At 60.7% G+C, this 23,614-nt stretch carries 22 protein-coding genes; 11 read left to right on the plus strand and 11 right to left on the minus strand.

Going from position 1 to position 23,614, the window contains the following annotated elements; all coding sequences use genetic code 11:
• Nucleotides 1-6: 6 nt before the first annotated feature.
• Genes ACO77H_RS13655 through ACO77H_RS13670 form a run of 4 tightly spaced genes read left to right on the plus strand, consistent with a single transcriptional unit; the run spans nucleotide 7 to nucleotide 3,905 of the window.
• Nucleotides 7-774 (plus strand): SDR family NAD(P)-dependent oxidoreductase, encoded by a 768-nt coding sequence (locus tag ACO77H_RS13655; protein WP_432755687.1) that lies wholly within the window; start codon nucleotides 7-9, stop codon nucleotides 772-774.
• 12 nt (nucleotides 775-786) lie between these two features.
• Nucleotides 787-1,980 carry an acetyl-CoA C-acyltransferase gene (locus tag ACO77H_RS13660; RefSeq protein WP_172311181.1) on the plus strand — a complete coding sequence of 398 codons (1,194 nt, stop codon included), beginning with the start codon at nucleotides 787-789 and terminating at the stop codon, nucleotides 1,978-1,980.
• 9 nt (nucleotides 1,981-1,989) lie between these two features.
• Nucleotides 1,990-3,117, plus strand: coding sequence for an acyl-CoA dehydrogenase (locus tag ACO77H_RS13665; protein WP_432755688.1), 1,128 nt, complete (start codon nucleotides 1,990-1,992; stop codon nucleotides 3,115-3,117).
• Nucleotides 3,118-3,131: 14 nt separating this feature from the next.
• Nucleotides 3,132-3,905, plus strand: coding sequence for an enoyl-CoA hydratase (locus ACO77H_RS13670; protein WP_432755689.1), 774 nt, complete (start codon nucleotides 3,132-3,134; stop codon nucleotides 3,903-3,905).
• A gap of 66 nt (nucleotides 3,906-3,971) precedes the next feature.
• On the opposite strand, the gene ACO77H_RS13675 is transcribed toward ACO77H_RS13670, so the two are convergent.
• Entirely contained in the window at nucleotides 3,972-7,505 is a 3,534-nt protein-coding gene (locus ACO77H_RS13675; protein ID WP_432755690.1) for a membrane-targeted effector domain-containing toxin, read from the minus strand.
• A 266-nt stretch (nucleotides 7,506-7,771) separates the two neighbouring features.
• Here ACO77H_RS13675 and ACO77H_RS13680 point away from each other — a divergent pair, with 266 nt between their 5' ends.
• Complete coding sequence (locus tag ACO77H_RS13680; RefSeq protein ID WP_057440092.1) at nucleotides 7,772-7,966, plus strand: hypothetical protein; 195 nt, start codon at nucleotides 7,772-7,774, stop codon at nucleotides 7,964-7,966.
• A 1-nt stretch (nucleotide 7,967) separates the two neighbouring features.
• Here ACO77H_RS13680 and ACO77H_RS13685 read toward each other — a convergent pair whose 3' ends face one another.
• Nucleotides 7,968-8,348, minus strand: coding sequence for a fe2+ zn2+ uptake regulation protein (locus ACO77H_RS13685; RefSeq protein WP_169952473.1), 381 nt, complete (start codon nucleotides 8,346-8,348; stop codon nucleotides 7,968-7,970).
• Nucleotides 8,349-8,600: 252 nt separating this feature from the next.
• Here ACO77H_RS13685 and ACO77H_RS13690 point away from each other — a divergent pair, with 252 nt between their 5' ends.
• On the plus strand, nucleotides 8,601-10,889 hold the full coding sequence (locus tag ACO77H_RS13690; RefSeq protein WP_432755691.1) for an acylase: 2,289 nt from the start codon (nucleotides 8,601-8,603) through the stop codon (nucleotides 10,887-10,889).
• A 5-nt stretch (nucleotides 10,890-10,894) separates the two neighbouring features.
• Here ACO77H_RS13690 and ACO77H_RS13695 read toward each other — a convergent pair whose 3' ends face one another.
• From ACO77H_RS13695 to ACO77H_RS13705, 3 genes are all read right to left on the minus strand, one after another.
• On the minus strand, nucleotides 10,895-11,419 hold the full coding sequence (locus ACO77H_RS13695; protein ID WP_170041626.1) for an AAA family ATPase: 525 nt from the start codon (nucleotides 11,417-11,419) through the stop codon (nucleotides 10,895-10,897).
• Complete coding sequence (gene pnuC / locus ACO77H_RS13700; protein ID WP_169952469.1) at nucleotides 11,416-11,979, minus strand: nicotinamide riboside transporter PnuC; 564 nt, start codon at nucleotides 11,977-11,979, stop codon at nucleotides 11,416-11,418. The genes ACO77H_RS13695 and pnuC overlap by 4 nt, the downstream gene beginning before the upstream one ends.
• Nucleotides 11,980-12,083: 104 nt before the next feature.
• Nucleotides 12,084-13,718 (minus strand): methyl-accepting chemotaxis protein, encoded by a 1,635-nt coding sequence (locus tag ACO77H_RS13705; RefSeq protein WP_170041491.1) that lies wholly within the window; start codon nucleotides 13,716-13,718, stop codon nucleotides 12,084-12,086.
• 250 nt (nucleotides 13,719-13,968) lie between these two features.
• Here ACO77H_RS13705 and ACO77H_RS13710 point away from each other — a divergent pair, with 250 nt between their 5' ends.
• The gene (locus ACO77H_RS13710; protein WP_169952464.1) at nucleotides 13,969-14,799 is read left to right on the plus strand and encodes an undecaprenyl-diphosphate phosphatase; all 831 of its coding nucleotides are present in this window, start codon (nucleotides 13,969-13,971) and stop codon (nucleotides 14,797-14,799) included.
• On the plus strand, nucleotides 14,799-15,182 hold the full coding sequence (locus tag ACO77H_RS13715; RefSeq protein WP_169952859.1) for a DUF1294 domain-containing protein: 384 nt from the start codon (nucleotides 14,799-14,801) through the stop codon (nucleotides 15,180-15,182). The genes ACO77H_RS13710 and ACO77H_RS13715 overlap by 1 nt, the downstream gene beginning before the upstream one ends.
• Nucleotides 15,183-15,272: 90 nt before the next feature.
• Here the strand turns inward: ACO77H_RS13715 and ACO77H_RS13720 are convergent, their stop codons facing one another.
• The gene (locus tag ACO77H_RS13720) at nucleotides 15,273-15,623 is read right to left on the minus strand and encodes an MmcQ/YjbR family DNA-binding protein (protein WP_057440098.1); all 351 of its coding nucleotides are present in this window, start codon (nucleotides 15,621-15,623) and stop codon (nucleotides 15,273-15,275) included.
• Between the two features lie 11 nt (nucleotides 15,624-15,634).
• Nucleotides 15,635-16,543, minus strand: coding sequence for a LysR substrate-binding domain-containing protein (locus ACO77H_RS13725; protein ID WP_170041490.1), 909 nt, complete (start codon nucleotides 16,541-16,543; stop codon nucleotides 15,635-15,637).
• Between the two features lie 126 nt (nucleotides 16,544-16,669).
• Between ACO77H_RS13725 and ACO77H_RS13730 the strand changes: the two genes are divergently transcribed.
• Nucleotides 16,670-17,281, plus strand: a complete 612-nt coding sequence (locus ACO77H_RS13730; RefSeq protein WP_169952460.1) for an FMN-dependent NADH-azoreductase — start codon at nucleotides 16,670-16,672, stop codon at nucleotides 17,279-17,281.
• A gap of 181 nt (nucleotides 17,282-17,462) precedes the next feature.
• Nucleotides 17,463-18,500, plus strand: a complete 1,038-nt coding sequence (locus ACO77H_RS13735) for an alpha/beta hydrolase family protein (protein WP_432755692.1) — start codon at nucleotides 17,463-17,465, stop codon at nucleotides 18,498-18,500.
• On the opposite strand, the gene ACO77H_RS13740 is transcribed toward ACO77H_RS13735, so the two are convergent.
• The 3 genes from ACO77H_RS13740 to ACO77H_RS13750 all read right to left on the minus strand — a co-directional run bounded on the left by ACO77H_RS13740 (nucleotide 18,494) and on the right by ACO77H_RS13750 (nucleotide 21,857).
• Nucleotides 18,494-19,666, minus strand: coding sequence for an MFS transporter (locus ACO77H_RS13740; RefSeq protein WP_170041489.1), 1,173 nt, complete (start codon nucleotides 19,664-19,666; stop codon nucleotides 18,494-18,496). The genes ACO77H_RS13735 and ACO77H_RS13740 overlap by 7 nt on opposite strands.
• 177 nt (nucleotides 19,667-19,843) lie before the next feature.
• Nucleotides 19,844-21,430, minus strand: coding sequence for an ABC-F family ATPase (locus ACO77H_RS13745; RefSeq protein ID WP_082445592.1), 1,587 nt, complete (start codon nucleotides 21,428-21,430; stop codon nucleotides 19,844-19,846).
• A 280-nt stretch (nucleotides 21,431-21,710) separates the two neighbouring features.
• Entirely contained in the window at nucleotides 21,711-21,857 is a 147-nt protein-coding gene (locus ACO77H_RS13750; RefSeq protein WP_170057398.1) for a hypothetical protein, read from the minus strand.
• Nucleotides 21,858-21,896: 39 nt separating this feature from the next.
• Here ACO77H_RS13750 and ACO77H_RS13755 point away from each other — a divergent pair, with 39 nt between their 5' ends.
• Entirely contained in the window at nucleotides 21,897-22,709 is an 813-nt protein-coding gene (locus ACO77H_RS13755; RefSeq protein WP_169957310.1) for a class I SAM-dependent methyltransferase, read from the plus strand.
• Between the two features lie 117 nt (nucleotides 22,710-22,826).
• Here ACO77H_RS13755 and ACO77H_RS13760 read toward each other — a convergent pair whose 3' ends face one another.
• Entirely contained in the window at nucleotides 22,827-23,225 is a 399-nt protein-coding gene (locus ACO77H_RS13760) for a TIGR03067 domain-containing protein (protein WP_170057397.1), read from the minus strand.
• Between the last annotated feature and the right edge of the window lie 389 nt (nucleotides 23,226-23,614).

The raw sequence follows: 23,614 nt of genomic DNA on the forward strand, positions 1-23,614 counted from the left end.
ACAATGATGCAGATTGAGAACAAGGTATTTATGGTCAGCGGTGGCGCTTCGGGCCTCGGCGCGGCCACTGCCCAGATGCTGGTGGCGGCGGGCGCCAAGGTGATGCTGGTGGACCTGAACGCCGACGCCGTGGCGGCCCAGGCTGCAAAGCTGGGCGCGCAGGCGCGCAGCGTGGTGGCGGATATCAGCCAGGAAGCCGCCGCCGAAGCGGCAGTAAAAGCAACGGTTGCAGCGTTTGGCGGCCTGCATGGGCTGATCAACTGCGCAGGCGTGGTGCGTGGCGAGAAAATCCTCGGCAAGAACGGCCCGCATGGGTTGGCCAGCTTTGCCCAGGTGATCAACGTCAACCTGGTCGGCAGTTTCAACCTGCTGCGCCTGGCGGCGGCGGCGATTGCCGAAACCCCGGCCGACGCCGACGGCGAACGCGGCGTGATCATCAACACCGCTTCGGTGGCGGCCTTCGACGGGCAGATCGGCCAGGCTGCGTATGCGGCGTCCAAGGGCGCGATTGCCAGCCTGACCCTGCCGGCCGCCCGTGAACTGGCGCGCTTCGGCATCCGCGTGATGACCATCGCCCCGGGCATCTTTGAAACGCCGATGATGGCCGGCATGACCCCGGAAGTTCGCGATGCCCTGGCGGCCGGTGTGCCGTTCCCGCCACGCCTGGGCAAGCCGGCCGAGTACGCCGCGCTGGTCCGGCACATCATTGAAAACAGCATGCTCAATGGCGAGGTGATCCGTCTTGACGGTGCCTTGCGCATGGCGGCCAAGTAAGGAGGATTTGTCATGACTCAGCTCCACGACCCGATTGTTATTGTCAGCGCCGTACGCACACCCATGGGCGGCTTCCAGGGCGAACTCAAGGGCCTGACCGCGCCGCAACTGGGCGCCGCCGCGATTCGCGCCGCCGTCGAGCGCGCCGGTATCGCCCACGACGCCGTGGATGAAGTGCTGTTCGGTTGCGTGCTGCCCGCAGGTCTCGGCCAGGCGCCGGCACGCCAGGCAGCGCTGGGGGCCGGCCTGGATAAATCGACACGTTGTACCACCCTCAACAAGATGTGCGGTTCGGGCATGCAAGCGACGATTCTCGCCCATGACTCGCTGCTGGCCGGCAGCGTGCAGGTGGTGATTGCAGGCGGCATGGAGAGCATGTCCAACGCGCCTTACCTGCTGGACCGTGCGCGCAGCGGCTACCGCATGGGCCATGGCCGGGTCCTGGACCATATGTTCCTCGATGGCCTCGAAGACGCCTATGACAAGGGCCGCCTGATGGGCACCTTTGCCGAGGATTGTGCCGAAGCCAATGGCTTTACTCGCGAAGCCCAGGATGCCTTTGCCATTGCCTCGCTGACCCGCGCGCAGCAGGCGATCAGTGCCGGGCGCTTCAGCGCCGAGATCGTCCCGGTGCAGGTCACCGTGGGCAAGGAACAAAAGACCATCACTGACGACGAGCAGCCGCCCAAGGCGCGCCTGGACAAGATCGCCACCTTGAAGCCGGCGTTCCGCGAAGGCGGCACGGTGACGGCGGCCAACTCCAGCTCGATCTCCGACGGTGCGGCGGCTTTGCTTTTGATGCGCCAGTCCGAAGCGCAAAAGCGCGGGCTCAAGCCCCTGGCAGTGATCCACGGCCACGCGGCCTTTGCCGATGAACCGGGGCTGTTTCCGGTGGCACCGGTGGGGGCGATTCGCAAGCTGATGAGCAAGACCGGCTGGAGCCTGGGTGACGTCGACCTGTTCGAGATCAACGAGGCCTTTGCCGTGGTCAGCCTGGTGACCATGAGCAAGCTGGAAATCCCCCACGACAAGGTCAACGTCCACGGTGGCGCGTGCGCCCTGGGGCATCCGATTGGCGCATCCGGTGCGCGGATCCTCGTGACCCTGCTTTCGGCGCTGCGCCAGCGGGGCCTCAAGCGCGGCGTTGCCGCCATCTGCATCGGCGGCGGTGAAGCCACGGCCATGGCCGTCGAGTGCCTGGATTAAGGAAGCTATATGTTGCCCAATGACGAACAACTGCAAATCAGCGACGCGGCCCGGCAATTCGCCCAGGAGCGGCTCAAACCTTTCGCTGCCGAGTGGGACCGCGAGCATCGCTTCCCCAGGGAGGCTATCGCTGAGATGGCCGAGCTGGGCTTTTTCGGCATGCTCGTGCCGGAACAGTGGGGCGGCTGCGACACTGGGTACCTGGCCTATGCCATGGCCCTGGAAGAAGTAGCGGCCGGTGATGGCGCCTGCTCGACCATCATGAGCGTGCACAATTCGGTGGGCTGCGTGCCCATCCTCAAGTTCGGCAATGACCAGCAGAAAGAGCAATTCCTCAAGCCCCTGGCCAGCGGCGCGATGCTCGGTGCGTTTGCCCTGACCGAGCCCCAGGCCGGGTCCGATGCCAGCAGCCTGAAGACCCGCGCGCGCCTGGAGGGCGAGCACTACGTGCTCAATGGCTGCAAACAGTTCATCACCTCCGGGCAGAACGCCGGGGTGGTGATTGTGTTTGCCGTGACCGATCCTGCGGCCGGCAAGCGTGGGATCAGCGCGTTTATCGTGCCCACCGACTCGCCTGGCTACACCGTCGCGCGGGTCGAGGACAAGCTTGGCCAGCATGCATCCGACACCTGCCAGATTCTGTTTGAGGATGTGAAGGTGCCGGTCGCCAACCGCCTGGGCGAGGAGGGCGAAGGCTACAAAATCGCCCTGGCTAACCTTGAGGGCGGTCGTGTGGGCATTGCCTCGCAATCGGTGGGCATGGCCCGCGCCGCGTTTGAAGCGGCCCGTGATTACGCCCGCGAGCGGGAAAGCTTCGGCAAGCCGCTGATCGAGCACCAGGCCGTGGCGTTTCGCCTGGCGGATATGGCCACCCAGATCGCCGTGGCCCGGCAGATGGTGCACTACGCCGCCGCCCTGCGCGACAGCGGCAAGCCTGCGCTGGTGGAGGCGTCCATGGCCAAGCTGTTTGCCTCGGAAATGGCTGAGAAAGTCTGTTCTGCCGCCTTGCAAACCCTGGGCGGATACGGTTACCTGAGCGACTTCCCGCTGGAGCGGATCTACCGTGATGTGCGGGTCTGCCAGATTTATGAAGGCACCAGTGATATTCAGCGCATGGTCATTTCGCGCAATCTTTGAAGAGGAACGGATCGATGAATTACGAAACCATTTTGCTCGACGTTCAAGGCCGTGTCGGGCTGATTACCCTCAATCGCCCGCAAGCGCTGAATGCCTTGAACGCGCAATTGGTCAGCGAAGTGAACCAGGCCCTGGACAGCCTGGAAGCCAATCCCGAGATCGGCTGCATCGTGTTGACCGGCTCCAAGAAAGCCTTTGCCGCTGGCGCCGATATCAAGGAAATGGCCGAGCTGACCTACCCGCAGATCTACCTCGACGACCTGTTCAGCGACAGCGACCGTGTGGCCAACCGCCGCAAGCCGATCATCGCGGCGGTCAACGGTTTTGCCCTGGGTGGCGGCTGCGAACTGGCGTTGATGTGCGACTTTATCCTGGCCGGCGATACGGCCAAGTTCGGCCAGCCGGAAGTCAACCTCGGCGTCCTGCCGGGCATGGGCGGCACCCAGCGCCTGACCCGTGCGGTGGGCAAGGCCAAGGCCATGGAAATGTGCCTGACCGGGCGTTTTATCGATGCGGTGGAGGCCGAGCGTTGCGGCATCGTCGCGCGGATTGTGCCGGCGGACGAACTGCTGGACGAGGCGCTCAAGGTTGCGGCGCTGATCGCCAGCAAATCGGTACCGATCAGCATGATGGTCAAGGAAAGCGTGAACCGCGCTTTTGAAGTCAGCCTTTCGGAAGGTGTGCGTTTTGAGCGCCGGGTGTTCCACGCAGCCTTTGCCACTCAGGATCAGAAGGAAGGCATGGCCGCGTTCGTGGCCAAGCGCACTCCAGAGTTCAAGGACAAGTAATGCGCGGGTAGAATCATCTGAAATACAGGTCCGACGTAGGACCTGTGTTTCATATCTATATGCTGATCAAGGCTGGGGGTGCCTGACCTGAAACGAGATTGTCAGGTCCCCCATCGGAGTCGTCGGACCCGGTACGTGGCCCGGTGGCACAACAAACGTATTGGTCAATCCATCGCTGGGACCGGTCATTTTTTTTGGAAAAATGCCGATGCTCAGGCCTCCAGTCAATTCAGCCATGCCGGGCACCCCCAACTGGGTATTTGTATGGAACCGGCCGACCAAGGCGATCCACTTCTCACCGCCGCTGGTTGCCTTGATGGTTTGTGCGGCGTAATAGTTGAATCGTTCGAGCCGCTCCTTGGCATCAGCAACGCTGTATTCTTTTGTGGAGAGTGTTGGGTTATATCGTTGTGTTAAATAGACATGGTCCAGAGGAAGCACCTCTATGCCATTTTCTTCGAACTTGCGTTTAAGTTCTTCAAAGTTCGGTTGGGTGCGTTTCTGGTTTGTATCCCCAAGCCAGCCAATACCGTCGTCCCTGATGCCTGAAGGGTAATCCGCCACGCCTTCGATATAGACCCTTTTTACTTTTTGTCGAACGAATAAATCCATGTTGTCGTAGAGGAGTTGGAAGCTGGCCCTTTCTCCATGGTTCTCTCCAAACACCAGGCCATCGGATGCCTGTAATCCTTTGGTGATTACCTCTGATGCTGGAACGGGGGTGGGGATAGATGGGATCGCGGGCCGTGGTGGGATGTTGCCTGCATTTGCCGAGTTGAAGTAGGCATGCATATCGGTCTCAAATTTCAACGCGGTATCGACTAACGCATTTTGGCTTGAGAAGTGCTCACCCTGCCATTTTCCCTTCATGCTGAGTGCGTAATCCCCAGTGGGTAGTGCTTTTGGCGGCGGCGGTGGGGCTGCTGGGTAGACCTTGCGCCAGATTCGTTGCAGCGGGTTGTAGCGCCGAGAGTGTGGATGATGCAGGGTGAGCCAATCACGATTGACTGGCATCAACGTGTTCAAGGGGGTGAAATCTTCAAGAGGGCTGCCATAGGCCTGTTGGGTACCGTCATCGTAGGCGTACCATTTGCCCTGTTGCTGCACCGCGAGCGTGTCGCCGGATTGGTCGGCGTACTTGAATGTGCCTGTTGCTGCAGCGTCGTATTTTTGGCTGGCGGCCACCAAGTCATAGCTGTCTGCGCTGCCCCGCAGCGCTTGTATCTTATGGGCTGCTCCCTTGGCGCCCGTTTTGGCGAGTCGCGCTGTGCCCATCAGCAAGTCTCCTACGCCGCTCAGAGGGTTCAGGGCCTCGATAGCGCTGACGCCAATCGCTCTTGCCAGTCCCAGTGCCTTGGCCGTGCTGGACGTTGCCGTCGATACCACTTTCCCTGCCCTGGCAGACGTTGCCGCGCCTGCGGTCAGAAAACCCAGCAGGTCCAGCCCCAAATCCATCACGCCGTCGGCGTAGTTGCCCTGTTGAAAGTTGACAATGGCCGATCTCAGCGGAATCAGGTTCAACAGCAATTCATTGACCTTGTCTCGCGAGGCTTGCTCCTCGTCAAAGGTGGTGACCCCCCGCGCCTGTTTGAGCACGTCTGCGTTATCCAGGTCAAAGGCCTCGACAAACGCATCGGCGATATCCTGCGTCCTGACGCTGGAAAAACTCTGTGGCGGCAACGCACTGCCGGGAGTTGCGTCCAACCGCGCTGGGCGTTCGGCATTGCCGATGTTGAACTCCTCTGTTCTATGGAGCCTGTTGGCGTTACGGAACTCTGTCAGCGACAGTTTTCCCCGGGCGATAGCACCTTTTGCCAGATCAACTTCATACACGATTGGAGGGTTATCGCGTCCGACTTTGATCAGCATTTTTTTGCTTTTTGAAGTGAGGGCGGGCGGCGAAAAAAAATCCGTCGCGATGGTATACGTCCTTTCTTGATAGAAGTGGATCTCCCCCGACTCAAGGTTTTTACGATCGGCTAACGGTAACTGGGCAATCATGTGTTTTATCGCGGTTTTAATGCCTTGTTTTTGTATTCTGATAGTGTCGTCGAATGCTGTTTTGAAACTGTCGAATACGTTGACTTTCTCGCGCGCGTTAAGGCTGTCGATCGGGATACGACTGTCCGTCGTTTTCCATTTGGGAACGTCGTGATGGTCCATCATCGCGATGTCCAGCATCGAGTAGGTGCCCTGATGAATCTTGGCGCTGCGAAAGTAATAATCAGCCTTGATGCATTTTTCTTCGAAGGGAATGCCTTTGCCAAATTGTTGCTCAAGTTTGGCCAGCGCGATTTGCTTCAGGTCGGGTATTGGCGTGCGCAGCTGGCTCGAAGCAGTTGCCCGCTCATCCAGTTGCTGGTTGAAGTCGCTGCGGGCGCGTTCGATTTCAGCGCTGCTGTAAAGGCTGTCATCTTTTTTATCGAGAACGCCGTTGGCAACCGCCCAGTCAATTAACACAGCCGTTTGGGTTGCATCGTAAACAGATGCATCGCTGGCATCGGCGATGCTCATGACCTGGGCGTAACTCATCTGTGGCGTAACGCCTGGTGTGCTGGCTTCTATCTTTGCCACCGCCAGGTGAAAGCTGGCCCAGGACTGGCTGCCATAGGTCACTTTGTCAGGGATATCCTTGACCAGGAACTGAGGTGCAAGACGCGCCAGCAACAGATGCGCTCCCAGTTGAGCGGTCGCCATGGTGGCCTTGCCGGTCGTGACCAGATGGTTGCGCAGGGCGTTGACAATAGAGGAGGGCGACTTGCCCCAATGTTGCTCCTGGGCGAGGTCAAAGCCTGCGACTGTATTTCTCTGGGGGTGGCTGATGGATTCTGAATCGAGCCCCAGGTTGATTGCTGTCAACACGTAGTCGCGGGTGCTGCTTGGTGTCTGGACACCGTTAAGATGAGTTTGGATTGCCTGCCCCAGCGCTTGCCCGCGGGGTGACTGGATAAGTTTTTCCAGCGCCTGGCCGGGGTCCTGGAGTTCGGCCCCGGACAACGGCACGGCGTCGGCAAGATAACCCAGCGGCCCGGCGCGATGGTCTATCAAGGGGAGGTCTGATAAGCCTGCCGAGTTGGTCGTGAAGAGCGTAAGGACAGACTGCTGTTGCGAAACGCTCAGGGGTAAAGGCCAGGACAGTCCACCACCGTAATTGCCGTATGGCGGCTGCAACGCCTGAATTGCCATAGCTTTAGCCAGGTCCGACAATTCGGTTCGGGTACGCGGCAGTCTGACGTCGCTCTTTATCAAGAACCGTTCAAGGTCGACGGTGGTTGTATCCCGGGAAGGTTGTTGCTGAACATACGAAGAGTCGACGTCAGGGGTAAACGTCACCCCGGCCAACGCTGACGCCACGGCTTGCGCGTCGGCTTCGGGTGCCAGGCCTTGGGCCGCCTGGTCAAGAAGCTGCGTCAGGGATTGCCAGTTACGCTGGTCCCCAAGGGCCCGCTTCAGGTCGGGGCTGCGGGTTTCTGCCTGGGTAGGTGGCGTGTTGTGCACGACGGTTGATGGCTCAACCGCTGCCTGGAGCGCCCTGGGGGAAGGGGATATTCCGTTTGTCGCAAAACCTGGAGTGAAAGGTATTACTGCAATTGGGGGCATCGCGGTTCACCTGTGTGGGACGACACTTCTGAAAGCATTCAGGCCTTCAGTTTTCCCAGGCTAAGTGGCGAAGCTGGTCCGATTTATCCCACGGTGAATTGTCAACAGAGATAACTGCCAGGTGATCGGGTGCAAGACAAGCCAAAGTGGCTGATCGCCTGTAACATGAATTCACGCCCACCCTGAGTCATCCCCGAAATAGGGTATGCCCTTGGCATGGCTTGCGATAAACAGTGGATACAACTTTCAGGTTTCAGGAACCCGTCATGACCCAGAAGCAACGCTTGATTTACTCGATTCTAATTTCCCTGGTCGTCCTCGGCACGATGTTTGGCCTGTCCTATTTGCAGAACATCGGCGCCATCAGTGAGAAGACGTTCCAGTACATCGCCATTGCCGTGGCAGTGATTGTGGTGGTGATCAACGGCATCATGCGCCGCAAGGTCAAGCCCAACCTGTAAGTCAGGCACCGGAATCCAGGACCTTCACAGCCTCTTCATGGAGGCTGTAGCTTTTATCGCTGTTGAGGGTGATCAAGCCCTCGCTGCACAGGCGCTTGAGCACCTCGCGCACACTGAGAAACGATAACGGGATGCCCAGTTCCAGCAAATGGCTGTGCACGCCCCGTACCCCCAGCGAGCGGCCGTTGTCGGCTGCCGTGAGCAGGGCGTCGATGACTTTCAGCCGGATCAGGCTGGTGCGCAACCCAAAACACTTGAGCAGATGCCGGATGCGTTGGTTGCCTTGATGCTCGGTTGCCTTGGCGAAGGCTTGGGTATCCGCGCCGAAAGCGGCGTCGTGTGCCATAAAATGTCCGTCCGTGGGCAGTTGCGGGTTGTACATGCAAAAACTCCTTATCAGAGCCTGATCAGGAAAATGATGGTGCTCTTAGTTAATAAGACGTATGAGTCGCGCAAATCATGAAGTCCAACCTGTATAAATTTTGTCAGTATCACGTCTGTCACATTCCTGGCGCCGGTAAATAAGCCGCGCGCGGCCTAAATTTCTGCGGATTTCTACGTCTCTATCCATGGGCTGGCATTGGCGAGTCGGCCCCGCCTTGGGCGTTCAATTTGGCTTGATGATGGGGTCTGCGTGATTATTTCCAACGGGTTGTCCAGGGTTTGCGTGGCGGGTGTGTTGCTGGGGGTGAGCCTGTGTGCGACGGCCCGCCAGGTGAGCGACGTGCAGGCGGGTGCGCTGAGCGCCGATATCCGCCGCACCGGGTTTGGTATCCCGCATATCCGCGCCAACGATGAGCGAGGCCTGGGGTATGGCATCGGCTATGCCTACGCGCAGGACAACCTGTGCCTGTTGGCCAACGAAGTGGTGACGGTCAATGGCCAGCGCGCTCGCTACTTTGGTGCCGAGCAGGCGACCCTGGAAGAGCGCAACAACCTGACCAGCGATGTGTTTTTTACTTGGCTCAATACGCCCGAAGCAGTGACGGCATTCTGGAAGGCTCAGACCCCGCAGATGCAGCAGCGTCTTGCAGGTTATGTGGCGGGGTACAACCGTTACCTGCAAGAACGCGGGACAAAGGACCGGCCGATGCAGTGCCAGGGCGCCTGGGTGCGGCCAATCACTACCAATGACCTGGTCAAGCTGACCCGCAGGTTGTTGGTGGAAGGTGGGGTGGGGCAATTTGCCGAGGCCTTGGCGGGGGCGACACCGCCCCAGCCAGGCGTGGCGGTGCAGGGCAATGTGCGAGCGTTTGAGGTCGCCACCTTGAAGCAGCAGCGTTTTGCCCTGGATCGCGGCAGCAACGCCGTGGCGGTGGGCAGCGAGCGCTCGTTCAATGGGCGCGGCATGTTATTGGCCAATCCGCACTTTCCATGGATCGGCGGCATGCGCTTTTATCAGATGCACCTGACCATCCCTGGCCAGTTGGATGTAATGGGCGCCGCCTTGCCGGGCCTGCCGGTGGTCAATATCGGCTTCAACCAGCATGTGGCCTGGACCCATACGGTGGACACATCCAAACATTTCACCCTGTATCGCCTGACCCTGGACCCGAAGGACCCGACCCGCTACTTGTTTGACGGCAAGTCGATCCCCCTGCAGAAAACCCAGGTGACCGTGCAGGTCAAGGGCGCCGAGCCCCACACCCAGACGGTCTACAGTTCGCAGTTCGGGCCGGTGGTGCAATGGCCGGGCAAGCTCGACTGGAACGGGCAATACGCTTTCAGCCTGCGTGATGCCAACCTCGGTAATGACCGCGTACTGCAGCAGTGGTACGCGATGAACCAGGCCCGCAGCCTCAAGGACTTGCAAGCCTCGGTACACCGCCTGCAAGGCATTCCCTGGGTCAACACCCTGGCAGCGGACGATCAGGGGCAGAGCCTGTACATGAACCTGTCGGTGGTGCCGAACGTCAGTGCAAAAAAACTCGAGCAATGCAGCGACCCGCGTGCCGGCCTGCAGATGATCATGCTCGACGGTGCCCACAGTGCCTGCGCCTGGGATATCGACCCGCGCGCGGCGCAGCCGGGGATCTTCGCCGCTGATCAACTGCCGCAGCTGGAACGCCGGGATTACGTACAGCACTCCAATGATTCGGCCTGGATGGCCAACCCCAAGGCGCCGCTGGCCGGCTTCTCGCCGGTGATCAGCCAGGATCACATAGCCCTGGGCGCCCGTTCGCGTTTTGCCTTGCAGCGCTTGCAGGACCTGGGCAAACAGCCGATCACCATCGCTGACCTGCAACATATGGTGCTGGACAACCAGGTGTACCTGGCCGGCCAGGTGATGCCGGATTTGCTCAAGTTCTGCGCGCAACAGACGGATGAAACCCTGAAACCCCTGTGCACCCGCCTCAAGGACTGGGACCAGAAAGCCAACCTCGACAGCGGCCTGGGCCTGGTGCATTTCATCCAGGTCATGGAGCACATGCAGCAAGTGCCGGATGTGTGGCGCGTTGCGTTCGACCCGGATCACGCGCAAACCACCCCACGCGGCTTGCTCATCGAACAGCCGCAGGTGACCAAGGCATTGCGTGAGGCGATGCTGGCGTCAATCGCCCAAGTGAGCGAGTCGGGCTTGCAGGAGGGCGCGCGCTGGGGCGATATCCAGGTCTCGGGCAGCACGCCGATGCATGGTGGGCCGCAGGAGCTGGGCATCTACAACGCCATGCAAAGCGTGCCGAGGGCAGATGGCAAGCGCGAGGTGGTCAGCGGCAGCAGTTACTTGCAGATTGTCACTTTCGACGACCAGGGGCCCAAGGCCGAAGGCGTGTTGGCGTTCTCGCTATCCAGCGATCCGGCGTCGCCCCACTTCAAGGATCAGACCCAGGCGTTCTCCGCGAAAAAGCTCAGCCCGTTGCCGTTTACCGAGCAGCAGATCAAGGCTGATCCGCAGTATCAACGGCAGGTGATCCACGAGTAGGGGATTTAGTCGGCGAGCAGGCGCGTCACGGCGGCAAAGGCCTGGTCATGCCGCGCCTGCCAATCCCCGCCAATCACCTTGAAGGGCTGGTGATGCTGCTCCAGCCAGTCGCGGCTGGCCTGGAAGAAGGCCTGGCGGTCTGCCAGGTCTGGCTGGCAGCGCTGGCCATCGGCGGTCCAGCCAATGCCTTCGGGCGACAGCAGCAGGTGCAGGTCGTAGTGGCGGGCCAGCAGCGCCTCATCGAGCCATGCCGGGGCATCGCCAAACAGGGTCAGGCTCCAGAGCTTGTTGGTCAGCAAGTGGGTGTCGAGGATCAACAGTTGCGGCTGCCGGGCGCGGCCGGCATCTTCCCAGGCCAGTTGGCCACGGGCGATGTCCGGGATGTCGGCCAGGGTCGTGTCACGCTGGTAATGGTCGATGAAATAGCGCACATATTCGCCCACCAGCACCGCGCCGAAATGCGCTTGCAGCTGCTCGGCCAGCCAGCTCTTACCGCTGGACTCGGGGCCTGCCATCACCAGCACCTTCATGTGCGCAACGCCGGGTCGGCGCGCCATTCGCGCCAGCCTTGCACGGCAATCACGGTGAACAAGGCGTAGAGCGCGGCTGTCAGGTACAGCCCTTTGTAGACAAACAGGCCGACAAAAATCACATCGACCACAATCCACAGCGCCCAACATTGCACGCGTTTTTGCGCCATCCACATCTGCGCCACCAGGCTGAAACCGGTCAGGGCGGCATCCAGCCACGGTTGCGCGGCATCGGTCCAGTGGGCCATGGCGGCGCCCAGCAACAGGCTGCCCACGGCGCCAATGGTCAGGCTCAGGAGGATGGCCTGGCCGCCAAGACGGGTGACCTGGCGCCCTTGCTTGACCTCGCCGGCGCGGGTCCACTGCCACCAACCGTAGACTTGCAGGCCGGCGTAGACCACTTGCAGCAGCATGTCCGAATACAGCTTCACTTCGAAGAACACCCAGGTGTACAGCAGCACCATGACCAGGCCGATCGGCCAGCACCATGGGTTCTGCTTGACCGTCAGCCAGACGGCAATCACCCCCAGCGCGGCGGCAAACAGTTCAAGCCCGGACATGGGATTCCTTGGAAGAGTCGAAGAGGAGGGCGATTGTACCCAACCTCCCAGGCAAATGCAGAACCCCTGTAGGCGCTGGCAAGCCAGCCCCTACACAGTGGGCGTTAGACCTTGAACTGGCGCAGCAGGCCGTTGAGCTCTTCGCTCAAGTCCTTCAGGTGCACGCTGGCCACACTCGACTGCTGGGCTGCCAGCGCAGTGCTGTGGGACAGGCCGGCAGCCTGGGTCACGTTCTGGTTGATGTCTTCCACCACATGGGCCTGTTGCAGGGTTGCGCTGGCAATCGAGGCGTTGAGGCCGTTGAGGTTGCGCAGGGCCTGGCCGATGGCATTCAGGCTGGCGCCCGCCTGGCCGGCTTGTTCGATGGTCAATTGCGAGGCCTGGTGGCTGTCGCTGATCACCTTGACTGCCGCTTCGGAATGCCCTTGCAGGCGTTCGATCATGCTCTGGATTTCGGCGGTGGACTTTTGCGTACGCTGGGCCAGCAGGCGCACCTCATCGGCAACCACGGCAAAACCACGGCCCTGTTCGCCAGCGCGGGCGGCTTCGATGGCGGCGTTGAGGGCCAGCAGGTTGGTCTGGTCGGCAATCGAGCGAATCACCTCCAGCACCCCGCCAATCTGCGTGCTTTCGGTGGACAGGGTGCGGATCACTTCCACCGCCTGGCTGATGGTGCCGGACAGCGCGTCGATCTGTTGCAGGCTGCCGTCGATATTGACCTGGCCCTGTTCGGCCTGGGTCTGGGCATCGCGCATTTCGCTGGCGGCGTGTTCGGCATTCTTGGCCACGTCCTGCACGCCGTAAGTCACTTCGTTAATAGCGGTGGCCACCAACTCCATCTGCTGGGACTGCTGCTGGCTGCGGTCATGGGCCTGGCTGGCGTTGCTGCCCAGTTCGGCGGACGACTGGCCCAGGGCATTGGCGCACACCTGCAACTGGCTGACCACCTGGCGCAGCTTGGCAGTGAAGGTGTTGAAGTGCCGCGACAGTTGCGTGACCTCGTCCTGGCCATGGGTGTCAAGGCTGCGGGTCAGGTCGCTTTCACCGCTGGCGATGTTGGCCATGGCATGCACCGCTTCTTGCAGCGGGCGCACGATGCTGCGGGCAATCAGCACCACCAGCAGGGCCATGATCAGCGCAATGCCCAGGCCGATCAGCGAGGCTTCCCACACCTGGCCACGGAACTGTGCCTGCACATCATCTACATAGACGCCGGAGCCGATGATCCAGCCCCAGGGTTCGAACAACTGGATATAAGAGGTCTTGGCCACGGGCTCAGCCGCGCCAGGTTTCGGCCAACGGTAATCGACCATGCCGGCGCCCTTGGCCTTGGCCAGGGTGACGAATTCGTTGAACACCGCAAAACCGTCCGGATCACGGATGGCCGAGAGGTTCTGGCCGTCAAGCTTGGGGTTGGCCGGGTGCATGATCATCACCGGCGTCAGGTCATTGATCCAGAAATAGTCATCCTGGTCATAGCGCAGCCCGCGCACCACGCTCAGGGCTTGCTTCTGCGCGGCTTCGCGGGTCAGTACGCCGGTGGTTTCGAGGCTGTGATAAAAATTCAGAATCCCGCTGGCGGTCTGTACCACATGCTGGGTCTGCTGGCTCTTGGCCTGGTAGAGGTCGTCGTGGATCTGCTTGAGCATCAGCAAACCCAGGGTCAGCAACATCAACACGGCGACTATCAGGATCATCCAGAGGCGCCGGCTGATCGACATATTGCGCAAACTATTCATAGTCTTGTCACTCCGCGTTCTTATAATTTTCGGTGCTGCGTTGATCAGCCAGTGATAACGCGAAGCGAAATCCGGGCTTGTCTGATAGGCTTTCGGCCCGGAATCAAAAAACCTGAGTGCTGCCTGATTTTTCACAGAATTTTTGCAGTTCAGCCTTGATCCTGCGCGCGGCCTTGCAGCGTGCTCATCGTTAGTGAACACCTAGAAAATATCAACGAGGCATGCCGTCGCATGACCTTTTGGGGGAATAATGGATCTTTGGACCGCCTTTCAGGCACTGATACTTGGCATTGTCGAAGGGCTGACGGAGTTCTTGCCGATCTCCAGTACCGGGCACCAGATTATCGTCGCCGATTTGCTCGACTTCGGTGGCGAACGCGCCATGGCGTTCAACATCATCATTCAACTGGGCGCCATCCTGGCGGTGGTCTGGGAGTTCCGGCGCAAGATCCTTGACGTGGTGACCGGCCTGCCGACCCAGCGCAACGCCCAGCGCTTTACCATCAACCTGCTGATCGCCTTCCTGCCGGCGGTGGTGCTGGGGGTGATTTTTGCCGACCTGATCCACGAATACCTGTTCAACCCGATCACCGTGGCCACTGCGCTGGTGATCGGTGGGGTGATCATGTTGTGGGCCGAGCGCCGCGAGCATGTCATCCATGCCGAAACCGTCGATGACATCACCTGGAAAGACGCCTTGAAAGTCGGCTTTGCCCAGTGCCTGGCGATGATTCCGGGCACGTCGCGTTCCGGTTCGACCATCATCGGCGGCCTGCTGTTCGGCCTGTCGCGCAAGACGGCGACCGAGTTCTCGTTCTTCCTGGCAATGCCAACCATGGTCGGCGCGGCGGTGTATTCGGGCTACAAGTACCGTGAGCTGTTCCAGCCTGCGGACCTGCCGGTGTTCGCCCTCGGCTTTGTGGTCTCGTTCATCTTCGCAATGATTGCGGTGCGCGGTCTGCTCAAGTTCATCGCCAGCCACAGCTACGCGGTGTTTGCCTGGTACCGCATTGCGTTCGGCTTGCTGATCCTGGCCACCTGGCAGTTCGGCTGGATTGACTGGGCGGCGGCCAAGGCGTGATGACCATCCAGCATCCGCGCTTCAAGGCCCTGGTGTTTGTGCTGTTGTGTGCCGTGCCGTTGTTTGGCGCGGCACTGCTGGCGTATCGCGGGGTGTCGCTGATCCCGCTGGCGGCCTATGGGCTGGTCAGTGTGGTGACGTTTTGCTTGTACTGGAGCGACAAGCGCAAGGCCCAGAGCGACAGCTGGCGCACCCCGGAAAAGATCCTGCACGCGATGGAGCTGGCCGGTGGTTGGCCCGGTGCGTTGGTCGCACAGCAGGTGTTTCGCCACAAGACGCGCAAGGTGTCGTATCAGGTGGTGTTCTGGTTGATCGTGGTGCTGCACCAAGTGTTCTGGATCGATCAGTTGTTTCTGGGTGGCACGCTGCTGGCGGTCTTCTAGCTGTGTGGGGCTTGGGAGCGAAGCTGCGCTCCCACAGGGGTATGTGCATGTCTCGATGATCAAGCTGTGTGCAAGACGACCTGGACTGGCTTACTCGTCCAGCCTCAGGCCGATCTGCGTACGCTTGGGCAGTTTGCTCACCACCAACTGGTGGGAGCGCTGCAGCAAACCGCGCAACTCCTCGCCGCCCAGCGGGTAGGGCAGTTGCATGATGATCCACTGCGCGCGTGCCAGGTACGGCGCCGGGTGGATGCCCGGGCGGTCCACGTGGCCGAGGAACAGCTCCTTGTCGACCTTGAACGCCAGGGAGTCACCCCGCAGGTTCTGCAACGCGAACATCTTGTTGCCGGCAATCGAGAACACCCGCACTCCACCCCATTTGTAATCCTCGCGCGCACCGGGCAGGCCCAGGCAGAACTGGGCGACGTCGTCTTCGGTCATGATCCGGGTGTTCATAGCAGGCGATCTCCGCAATTGTTGAAGGCGTGGGCCAAAAAGTCGATCCAGGCGCGCACCGCTGGGGATACGCCGCGTCGGTGCGGGTACACCGCTTGCAGCCAGCCGCCAGGCAGTGACCATTCGGGTAGCAATTGCACCAGCTGGCCGGTTTCCAACTCCTGCTCGCAGTACATCATCGGCAGCACGGTGAAACCCAGGCCGGCGAGGGCGCTGGCCTTGCGCACCAGGAAGTCGTCGATGCCCAGGCGTGCCTCCATGGCCAGGTCGGTGGCATTACCGGCAGGGTCGAGCATGCGCAGGTGGACCATGCGGTCGGCTTCCAGGGCGCCCAATACCGGCAGGTGCTTGAGGTCGGCCGGGGTGTTGATCTGATGGCCACGCACAAACTCGGGGCTGGCGACCATGGCCGTCTGCGCCTGACGCAGGCGGCGGGTCACCAGCAGCGGGTCTTCGTCCCCCAGTTCGCGCACGCGCAGGGCCACGTCCACGCCCTCGGCTACCAGGTCGACGCGGCGATTGATCAGCATCATCTCCAATTGCACCAGCGGGTGGGCTGCGAGAAATTGCGCCACCACCGTCGGCAGGATTTCGTGGGCCAGGCCCACCGGGCAACTGACGCGCAGGCGGCCACGGGGCTCGCTGGACATGTTGGCCACGGCTTCGTCGGCCATTTCCGCTTCCAGCAGCATCGCCTGGCAATGCCCCAGGTAGCGTTCGCCGACGGCGGTCAGGGTCAGTTGCCGGGTGGTGCGCTGCAACAGGCGGGCGCCGAGGCGTTCCTCCAGTTCGGCAATGCGCCGTGACAGCCGCGACTTGGGGATCCCCAGCAGCCGGCCAGCGGCCGCGAAGCCACCGGCTTCCACCACCTTGGCGAAATAGTAGAGGTCATTGAGGTCTTGCATGTTGGGCCTATTGTCCTGTCAGTGGGACGAACTATCGCATTTTAACCGGCTAATCGGCTATTGGATTGATCTGTAGGATTCTCTCCATCAGATCGCCCGGTGGCGGTCCTCACTTGGAGATCCCACATGAAACTCTTGCATATCGATTCCAGCATCCTCGGCGACAACTCGGTATCCCGTCAGTTGAGCCGCGAAGTGGTCAAGGCCTGGCAAGCGGCCGAGCCGGGTGTGGAAGTCACCTACCGCGACTTGGCCAGCGAAGGGATCAACCATTTTTCCGGGATCACCCTGGGCGCCCTGGGCACCGCTGCCGAACTGCGTGATGCGGTGCAGAAGCACGAAGCCGACCTGAGCGCCTCGACCCTGGCCGAGTTCCTGGCGGCCGACGCGGTGGTCATCGCCGCGCCGATGTACAACTTCACCATCCCCACCCAACTCAAGGCCTGGATCGACCGCATTGCTGTTGCCGGCCAGACGTTCCGCTACACCGAAGCCGGCCCCCAAGGCCTGTGCGGCAACAAGAAAGTCATCGTGGTCTCCACCGCCGGTGGTCTGCACGTGGGCCAGCCGACCGGTGTGGCGCACGAGGACTACTTGAAGGTGCTGCTGGGCTTCTTCGGCATTACCGACGTTGAGTTCGTACGTGCCCACGGCCTGGCCTATGGTGACGAAGCACGCAGCAAGGCGCTGAACGACGCCAATGCGCAGATCAGCGAGCAACTGTTCGTCGCTGCGTAGGAGATTTCACCGCGGCTCGCTATCAATCTGATTCGAGGCGCCTAAACTCTGTATTCTGCTGACCTGAAAACCAGCGGATTACGGAGTTTTTTGTTTTGGGTGGGCGAATCTGGCGCAGGTTATGCAACACAGGGCCATACCGCCCACTCGCAGGCGTCACGCAGCACAGGTGGACATCCCCATGATGCGTCTTTGTGCAGTCTTGCTGGTTTCCCTGTTCGGCGGCCTCGTTCCAGTGCACGCCGCCGTGGCCCCGCACCCCCATTGGAGCGTGGGCTATCACCGCATGAGCTTTCTCGACCCGCTGGATTCGCAGCCGATGAAAGCCATCGCCTTTTATCCGTCCACCGGCCGCGAATATATCAGCCAGGTGGGCGCCTATCGCGTCGCCGCCACCGAGGATGCCAAGGTCGCCATTGGCCGCTTCCCGCTGTTGATGTTGTCCCATGGCAACACCGGCACGCCCCTGGCCTTGCACGATTTGGCGACGTCGCTGGCGCGCAAGGGGTTTGTGGTGGTGGCGGTGCTGCATCCTGGCGACAACTACAAGGACCACAGCCGCCTGGGCACCTTGAGCAACCTGTATGGCCGCCCGATCCAGATTTCGGCAGCGATTAGCGCCACCTTGGGCGACCCAATGCTGTCGCCGTTCGTCAATGTCGACCAGGTGGGCGTGATCGGCTATTCGGCAGGCGGCGAGACGGCGCTGATCCTGGCCGGGGCCAAGCCGGATTTCGAGCGTTTGCGCCGCTATTGCATGGAACGCCCCGAAGACCGTGACGCTTGCACGACCAAGGGCGAGCTGGTGGTCGACCGCGATGACCTGCAACCCCAGGCCGACTCCCGGATCCATGCGTTGATGCTCATGGCCCCGCTGAGCCTGATGTTTGGTCGGCACACCCTGGGCGACGTGCATGTGCCGGTGCTGCTGTATAGCGGCGACGGTGACAAGCTGGTAGCCGTGGATAAAAACGCCGCCGCCCTGGCGCGCAAGCTGCCGCAGCCGCCGGATTTCAAGCTGTTGGCCGGGGCCGGGCACTTTATCTTCATGGCCCCTTGCGATGATGAGCAGTTGGCGCTGATGCCGGCGCTGTGTACGGATGCCGATGGGGTGGACCGCGAGGGCATTCACCGTGACCTGATTTCCGAGGCCGGGCGTTTTTTCGGGCGCACCCTTGGCCAGCACTCGCGGGCCGGCCTACAGACCGCCGATCAATAGGCCCGGCGCATCAGCAGCAGGGTCAGGCCCAGGCCTGTGACGGACAGTAGCGCCGCGCCAAAGAAAATCCACGAGTAGCCCAGGTTCAACGCCACCGCGCCCATCAACGGCCCGGCAATCGCCAGCGCCAGGTCAAAAAACACCGCATAGGCACTCAGACCCGCGCCCCGGCTGCTGTTGGGCACCTGTTTGATAGCTTCGACGCCCAATGCCGGGTACACCAGGGACAGGCCAAAGCCGGTGAGGCCGGCGCCGACCAGGGCGATGGCGGGAGAGGGTGCGAGCCATAGCAGGGCCAGGCCGAGGGTTTCCAGGGTCATGCAGGCAATCGCTGCGCGAAACCCGCCAAAGCGGTTGATGCTGGAGATAAACAGCAGGCGCGAGAGGATAAAGCAGATGCCAAACACCGTCAGGCACCAGGCGGCGCCGGTCCAGCCGCGGCTCAGGTAGAACAGGGTAATGAAGGTGGTCAGGGTGCCGTAGCCAATGGATGCCAGGCACAGGCTGGCGCCAAACGGCGCAATCCGCCCGAACACCGCCCAGAACGGCAGGCGCTCGCCGCGCACCACCGGCACCGAGGGCTTTTTGCGAATCAGCACCAGGCCCAGCCCGGCCAGCACCGCCAGCGCGATACCGAGGCTGTTGTAGCCATATTGCGCAACCATCACCACACCCAGCGGCGCACCAATGGCGATAGCGCCGTAGGACGCGATGCCGTTCCAGGAGATCGAGCGGGCGGTGTGTTCGGCGCCGACCTGGCCCATGCACCAACTGATAGTGCCGACACCGATCAGGCCCTGGGCCACGCCCAGCAGCACGCGGCCGACAATCAGAATTCCCAGGCTTAGATTGGGCAGGCTTTGCAGCGCAGTGGCGAGCAGGGTCAAGACGCCGCTGAGCAGGATGCCGCTCAAGCCGAGCACAATCGCGCGCTTGGTGCCGACGTTGTCCGACATGCGCCCGGCCATGGGCCGGCTGAGGAGGGTGGCCAGGTACTGCGAACCGATGGTGATGCCCGCCACTACCGCACTGAAGCCCAGTTGTTCATGGACGTAGCCGGGAATCACCGCAATCGGCAGGCCGATGCAGATAAACGCGATAAAGGTATAGAAGACGATGGAGACGATCTGCAGGGTGATCGACAGGGAGCTGGGGGCGGCAGGCATGGAGGCTCATTCGCGGTAGGGCGGTGAGCGCATCATGGCAAGGGCTGGGGAGAAAAGGAAGCAGGCTAACAATCATCGGCTGGACGCTCCGTTGGTCGAGCCTGGAAATGCAAAAAGCCCCGTCACTGCTGACGGGGCTTTTACTTGCAGCGTGTAGCCAGCCGCTATTGGCTGCCCTTAAAACACCACGCCCTGGCTACGCAGGTAGTCGTCATAGGTGCCGCTGAAGTCGATCACGCCGCTTGGGCTCAGCTCGATGATGCGAGTGGCCAGGGACGATACGAACTCACGGTCGTGGCTGACGAAGATCAGCGTGCCCGGGTAGTTCTCCAGCGCCAGGTTCAGCGCCTCGATGGATTCCATGTCCAAGTGGTTGGTCGGTTCATCCATGACCAGCACGTTGGGCTTTTGCAGGATCAGCTTGCCGAACAGCATGCGACCTTGCTCACCACCGGAGATGACCTTGACCGACTTGAGGATCTCGTCGTTGGAGAACAGCATGCGGCCGAGGGTGCCGCGGATCACTTGTTCGCCCTGGGCCCACTGGCCCATCCAGTCGAACAAGGTGACGTCGTCTTCGAAGTCGTGGGCATGGTCCTGGGCGTAGTAACCCAGCTCAGCCGCGTCGGTCCACTTCACGCTGCCGGCGTCCGGGGTCAGTTCGTTGACCAGGGTGCGCAGCAGGGTGGTCTTGCCGATACCGTTCGGGCCGATGATCGCCACGCGCTCGCCCGCTTCAACCTGGAAGCTGAAGTCCTTGAACAGGGTCTTGCCGTCAAAGCCCTTGGCCATGCGCTCGACGATGACCGCCTGGCGATGCAGCTTCTTGGTCTGCTCGAAGCGGATGAACGGGCTCACACGGCTCGAAGGCTTGACCTCGGCCAGCTGGATCTTGTCGATCGCCTTGGCGCGGGAAGTGGCCTGCTTGGCTTTCGAGGCGTTGGCCGAGAAACGGCTGACGAACGATTGCAGTTCGGAGATCTGCGCTTTCTTCTTGGCGTTGTCCGACAGCAACTGCTCGCGGGACTGGGTGGCCACGGTCATGTACTCATCGTAGTTGCCCGGGAACAGGCGCAGCTCGCCGTAGTCCAGGTCAGCCATGTGGGTGCACACGCTGTTCAGGAAGTGACGGTCGTGAGAGATGATGATCATCAGGCTGTTACGCTGGGTCAGGACGTTTTCCAGCCAGCGGATGGTGTTGATGTCCAGGTGGTTCGTCGGTTCGTCGAGCAGCAGCACTTCCGGATCCGAGAACAGCGCCTGGGCCAGCAGTACGCGCAGCTTCCAGCCTGGGGACACTTCGCTCATCGGGCCGAAGTGCTGCTCGATGCCGATACCCAGGCCCAGCAGCAGTTCACCGGCACGGGATTCGGCGGTGTAGCCGTCCATTTCGGCGAACTCGGTTTCCAGCTCGGCCACGGCCATGCCGTCTTCTTCGCTCATTTCCGGCAGCGAGTAGATGCGATCGCGCTCGGCCTTGACCTTCCACAGCTCTTCGTGACCCATGATCACGGTGTCGATCACGTTGAATTCTTCGTAGGCGAACTGATCCTGGCGCAGCTTACCCAGGCGCACGTTCGGTTCCAGCATGACCTGGCCGCCGGACGGGTCGAGGTCGCCACCGAGGATTTTCATGAAGGTCGACTTGCCGCAACCGTTGGCACCGATCAAACCATAACGGTTACCGGCGCCGAACTTGACCGAGACGTTCTCAAACAGCGGCTTGGCGCCGAACTGCATGGTGATGTTAGCTGTGGAGATCAATTACTTTACCTATCAATAGCTTGGGGTGCGCTTATTTGGGCTGGGACCCATTCGGAGCCCGGGCCAACGGGCATGCGTCAACAGCGACATCAAGGCGTGAAGCCCAGTCGCCGAGCAGAAAATATGGGGTGCATGTTGGAATTTGGCGCGCATTGTCGCATATGTGAGGCGCGAGTTATATGACAGGCAGGCTTGTCCGGCGCCAAGAAGTGCGGCGCGGGTCTGTTCTGGCGGGAAATTCTACAAAATTCATCGAGTTGTATCGAAATTGTATCGATTGTCAGGTTTGTGGTTGATAACAGTTGAACATCCAATGGCCGTGGATTAAGTTTCCACCGTTCGCCCTGCAGTGATGGCTCTTTACCGGTTCAAGGATGGCGAGGCTGTCGGTGCGGGGCGAACCACCTTCTTTTTTGACGGCGCTCATTGCCATCCTGTTGCGCACGCTCAATGGTTTGGAGACGCAATGGACACGCTGTCTGCTCAACAGGCGATCGCCAGTAACAAGGCCGCCTGGAACGAATCTGCCGAACACCATAAAACCACCGAGCACTGGCAAGGCCTGCTCGCCGGCGTCGGCGAGCCCGACTTCAGCTGCCTGGATCCCACCCTGACCTCAGTGTTGTTGCAGGTGGGCATACAGGGTCGGGACGCCGTGCAACTGGGCTGCAACAACGGCCGTGAGAGCCTGTCGCTGTATGGGCTTGGTGCCCGCAGTGTGGTCGGGGTCGACCAGTCCGATGCGTTTCTGGCGCAGGCGGCGGAACTGGCGAGCCGCTCGCCGCATGCACCTGAATTTATCGAAGCCGATGTTCATCATTTACCCGAGCGTGTGTTGGGGCGGTTTGATATAGCCCTGATCACCATCGGCGTGCTGGGTTGGATGCCAGATATCGGGCTGTTTATGCGGCATGTTGCCAGCACCCTGAAAGAGGGGGGCACGCTGGTGATCTACGAGACCCATCCATTCCTGGAAGTGTTCGACCCCGAAGCGGCCAACCCGATGCTGCCGGCCACCTCCTACTTTCGCCGCGAGCCTTTTGTGCAGAACGAGGCAATCGTCTATGAAGGCACCAGCAAAAGTGCCGCCGCCACGTCCTACTGGTTTGTGCATACCCTGGGGGAGACTGTCAGCGCGGCCATCGCGGCAGGGCTGCAGATCAGTCATTTGCAGGAATACCCGCACTCCAATCGCGAAGAACTGTACGACCGCTACGAAAACCAGGCCGCGCAATTGCCCATGTGCTACACGCTGACTGCGGTAAAACGCTCGGCCTGAAGGCAAAAAAAGGCCCGCTGGGGCGGCGGGCCAAGGGATTCATCTGAGGAGTTGGGTTTAACCTAACGCGTCAAAGGTAAACACTTTGTGAAAATCCTGTCGCAAAAACCTGCCTGCTCAAGACCTGCGCACAAAGGTGCGCATGGTTTGCCCTGGCGTCGTACTGAAACGCGTTGGCCGGGGCATGCCTTCATCCGCTGCGATGAACACGAAGTGCCTGTCATCCAAGGTGTAGCTGGCCGGCAGGCATTTGCCGGCGTCGGCCCCTATGGAATCTATCCAAGTGATGCTTTTGGGCGTGGTGCTGGCGTCCAGGCTAAAACACCCCTCTAGCAGTACGTTGCCGTCGACGGTCTCGACCCGGAATCGATCACCGTCAATCGTGGTCAGCGCACCTGGCGCACTGTGCTCGTCCGGTGGATTAATGACACCACTGTCTTCCAGGGCAATTTGTTCCCAGGTGCCTTGCAGGGCCTGTCTATCCAGTTGCGTTGGGCTCGATAGGGGTGATGGCATCAAAAGCTCCTTTTATTGATGGGCCGGGCCGGGCAGGGCGGTTTGTCTACCAGCCAATTTTTTTAAAAACTGGCATGGAGCTTTCTGCAAGAAATGTCTTAAAAAAGCCAAGTAGTTGAGTTCTCCCCCTTGCAAGCAGCGATTTTGACATATCGTAAGAACGATGCTGCTCGATATGTCGTCTACGCTGATCAATGTCATGGATGACATTGATTTTTGTGAAGGAAAACAAACTCCATGCGATAGGGATTTTTTCAGTGACTAAATGGTCGGATGACCGTTGTCTCGTGTCGTACGAGCCATATACAGGGCGTTGTCCCTGCATTTTCAGTTGGTTATTCAGATCTATCGTGTAGTGGACAGCCAGCGTCCACTTTTTGAAGGGTGTC

The organism is Pseudomonas sp. WMBT8 (genome assembly GCF_050916005.1).
In the GTDB taxonomy this organism is placed as follows: Bacteria; Pseudomonadota; Gammaproteobacteria; order Pseudomonadales; family Pseudomonadaceae; genus Aquipseudomonas.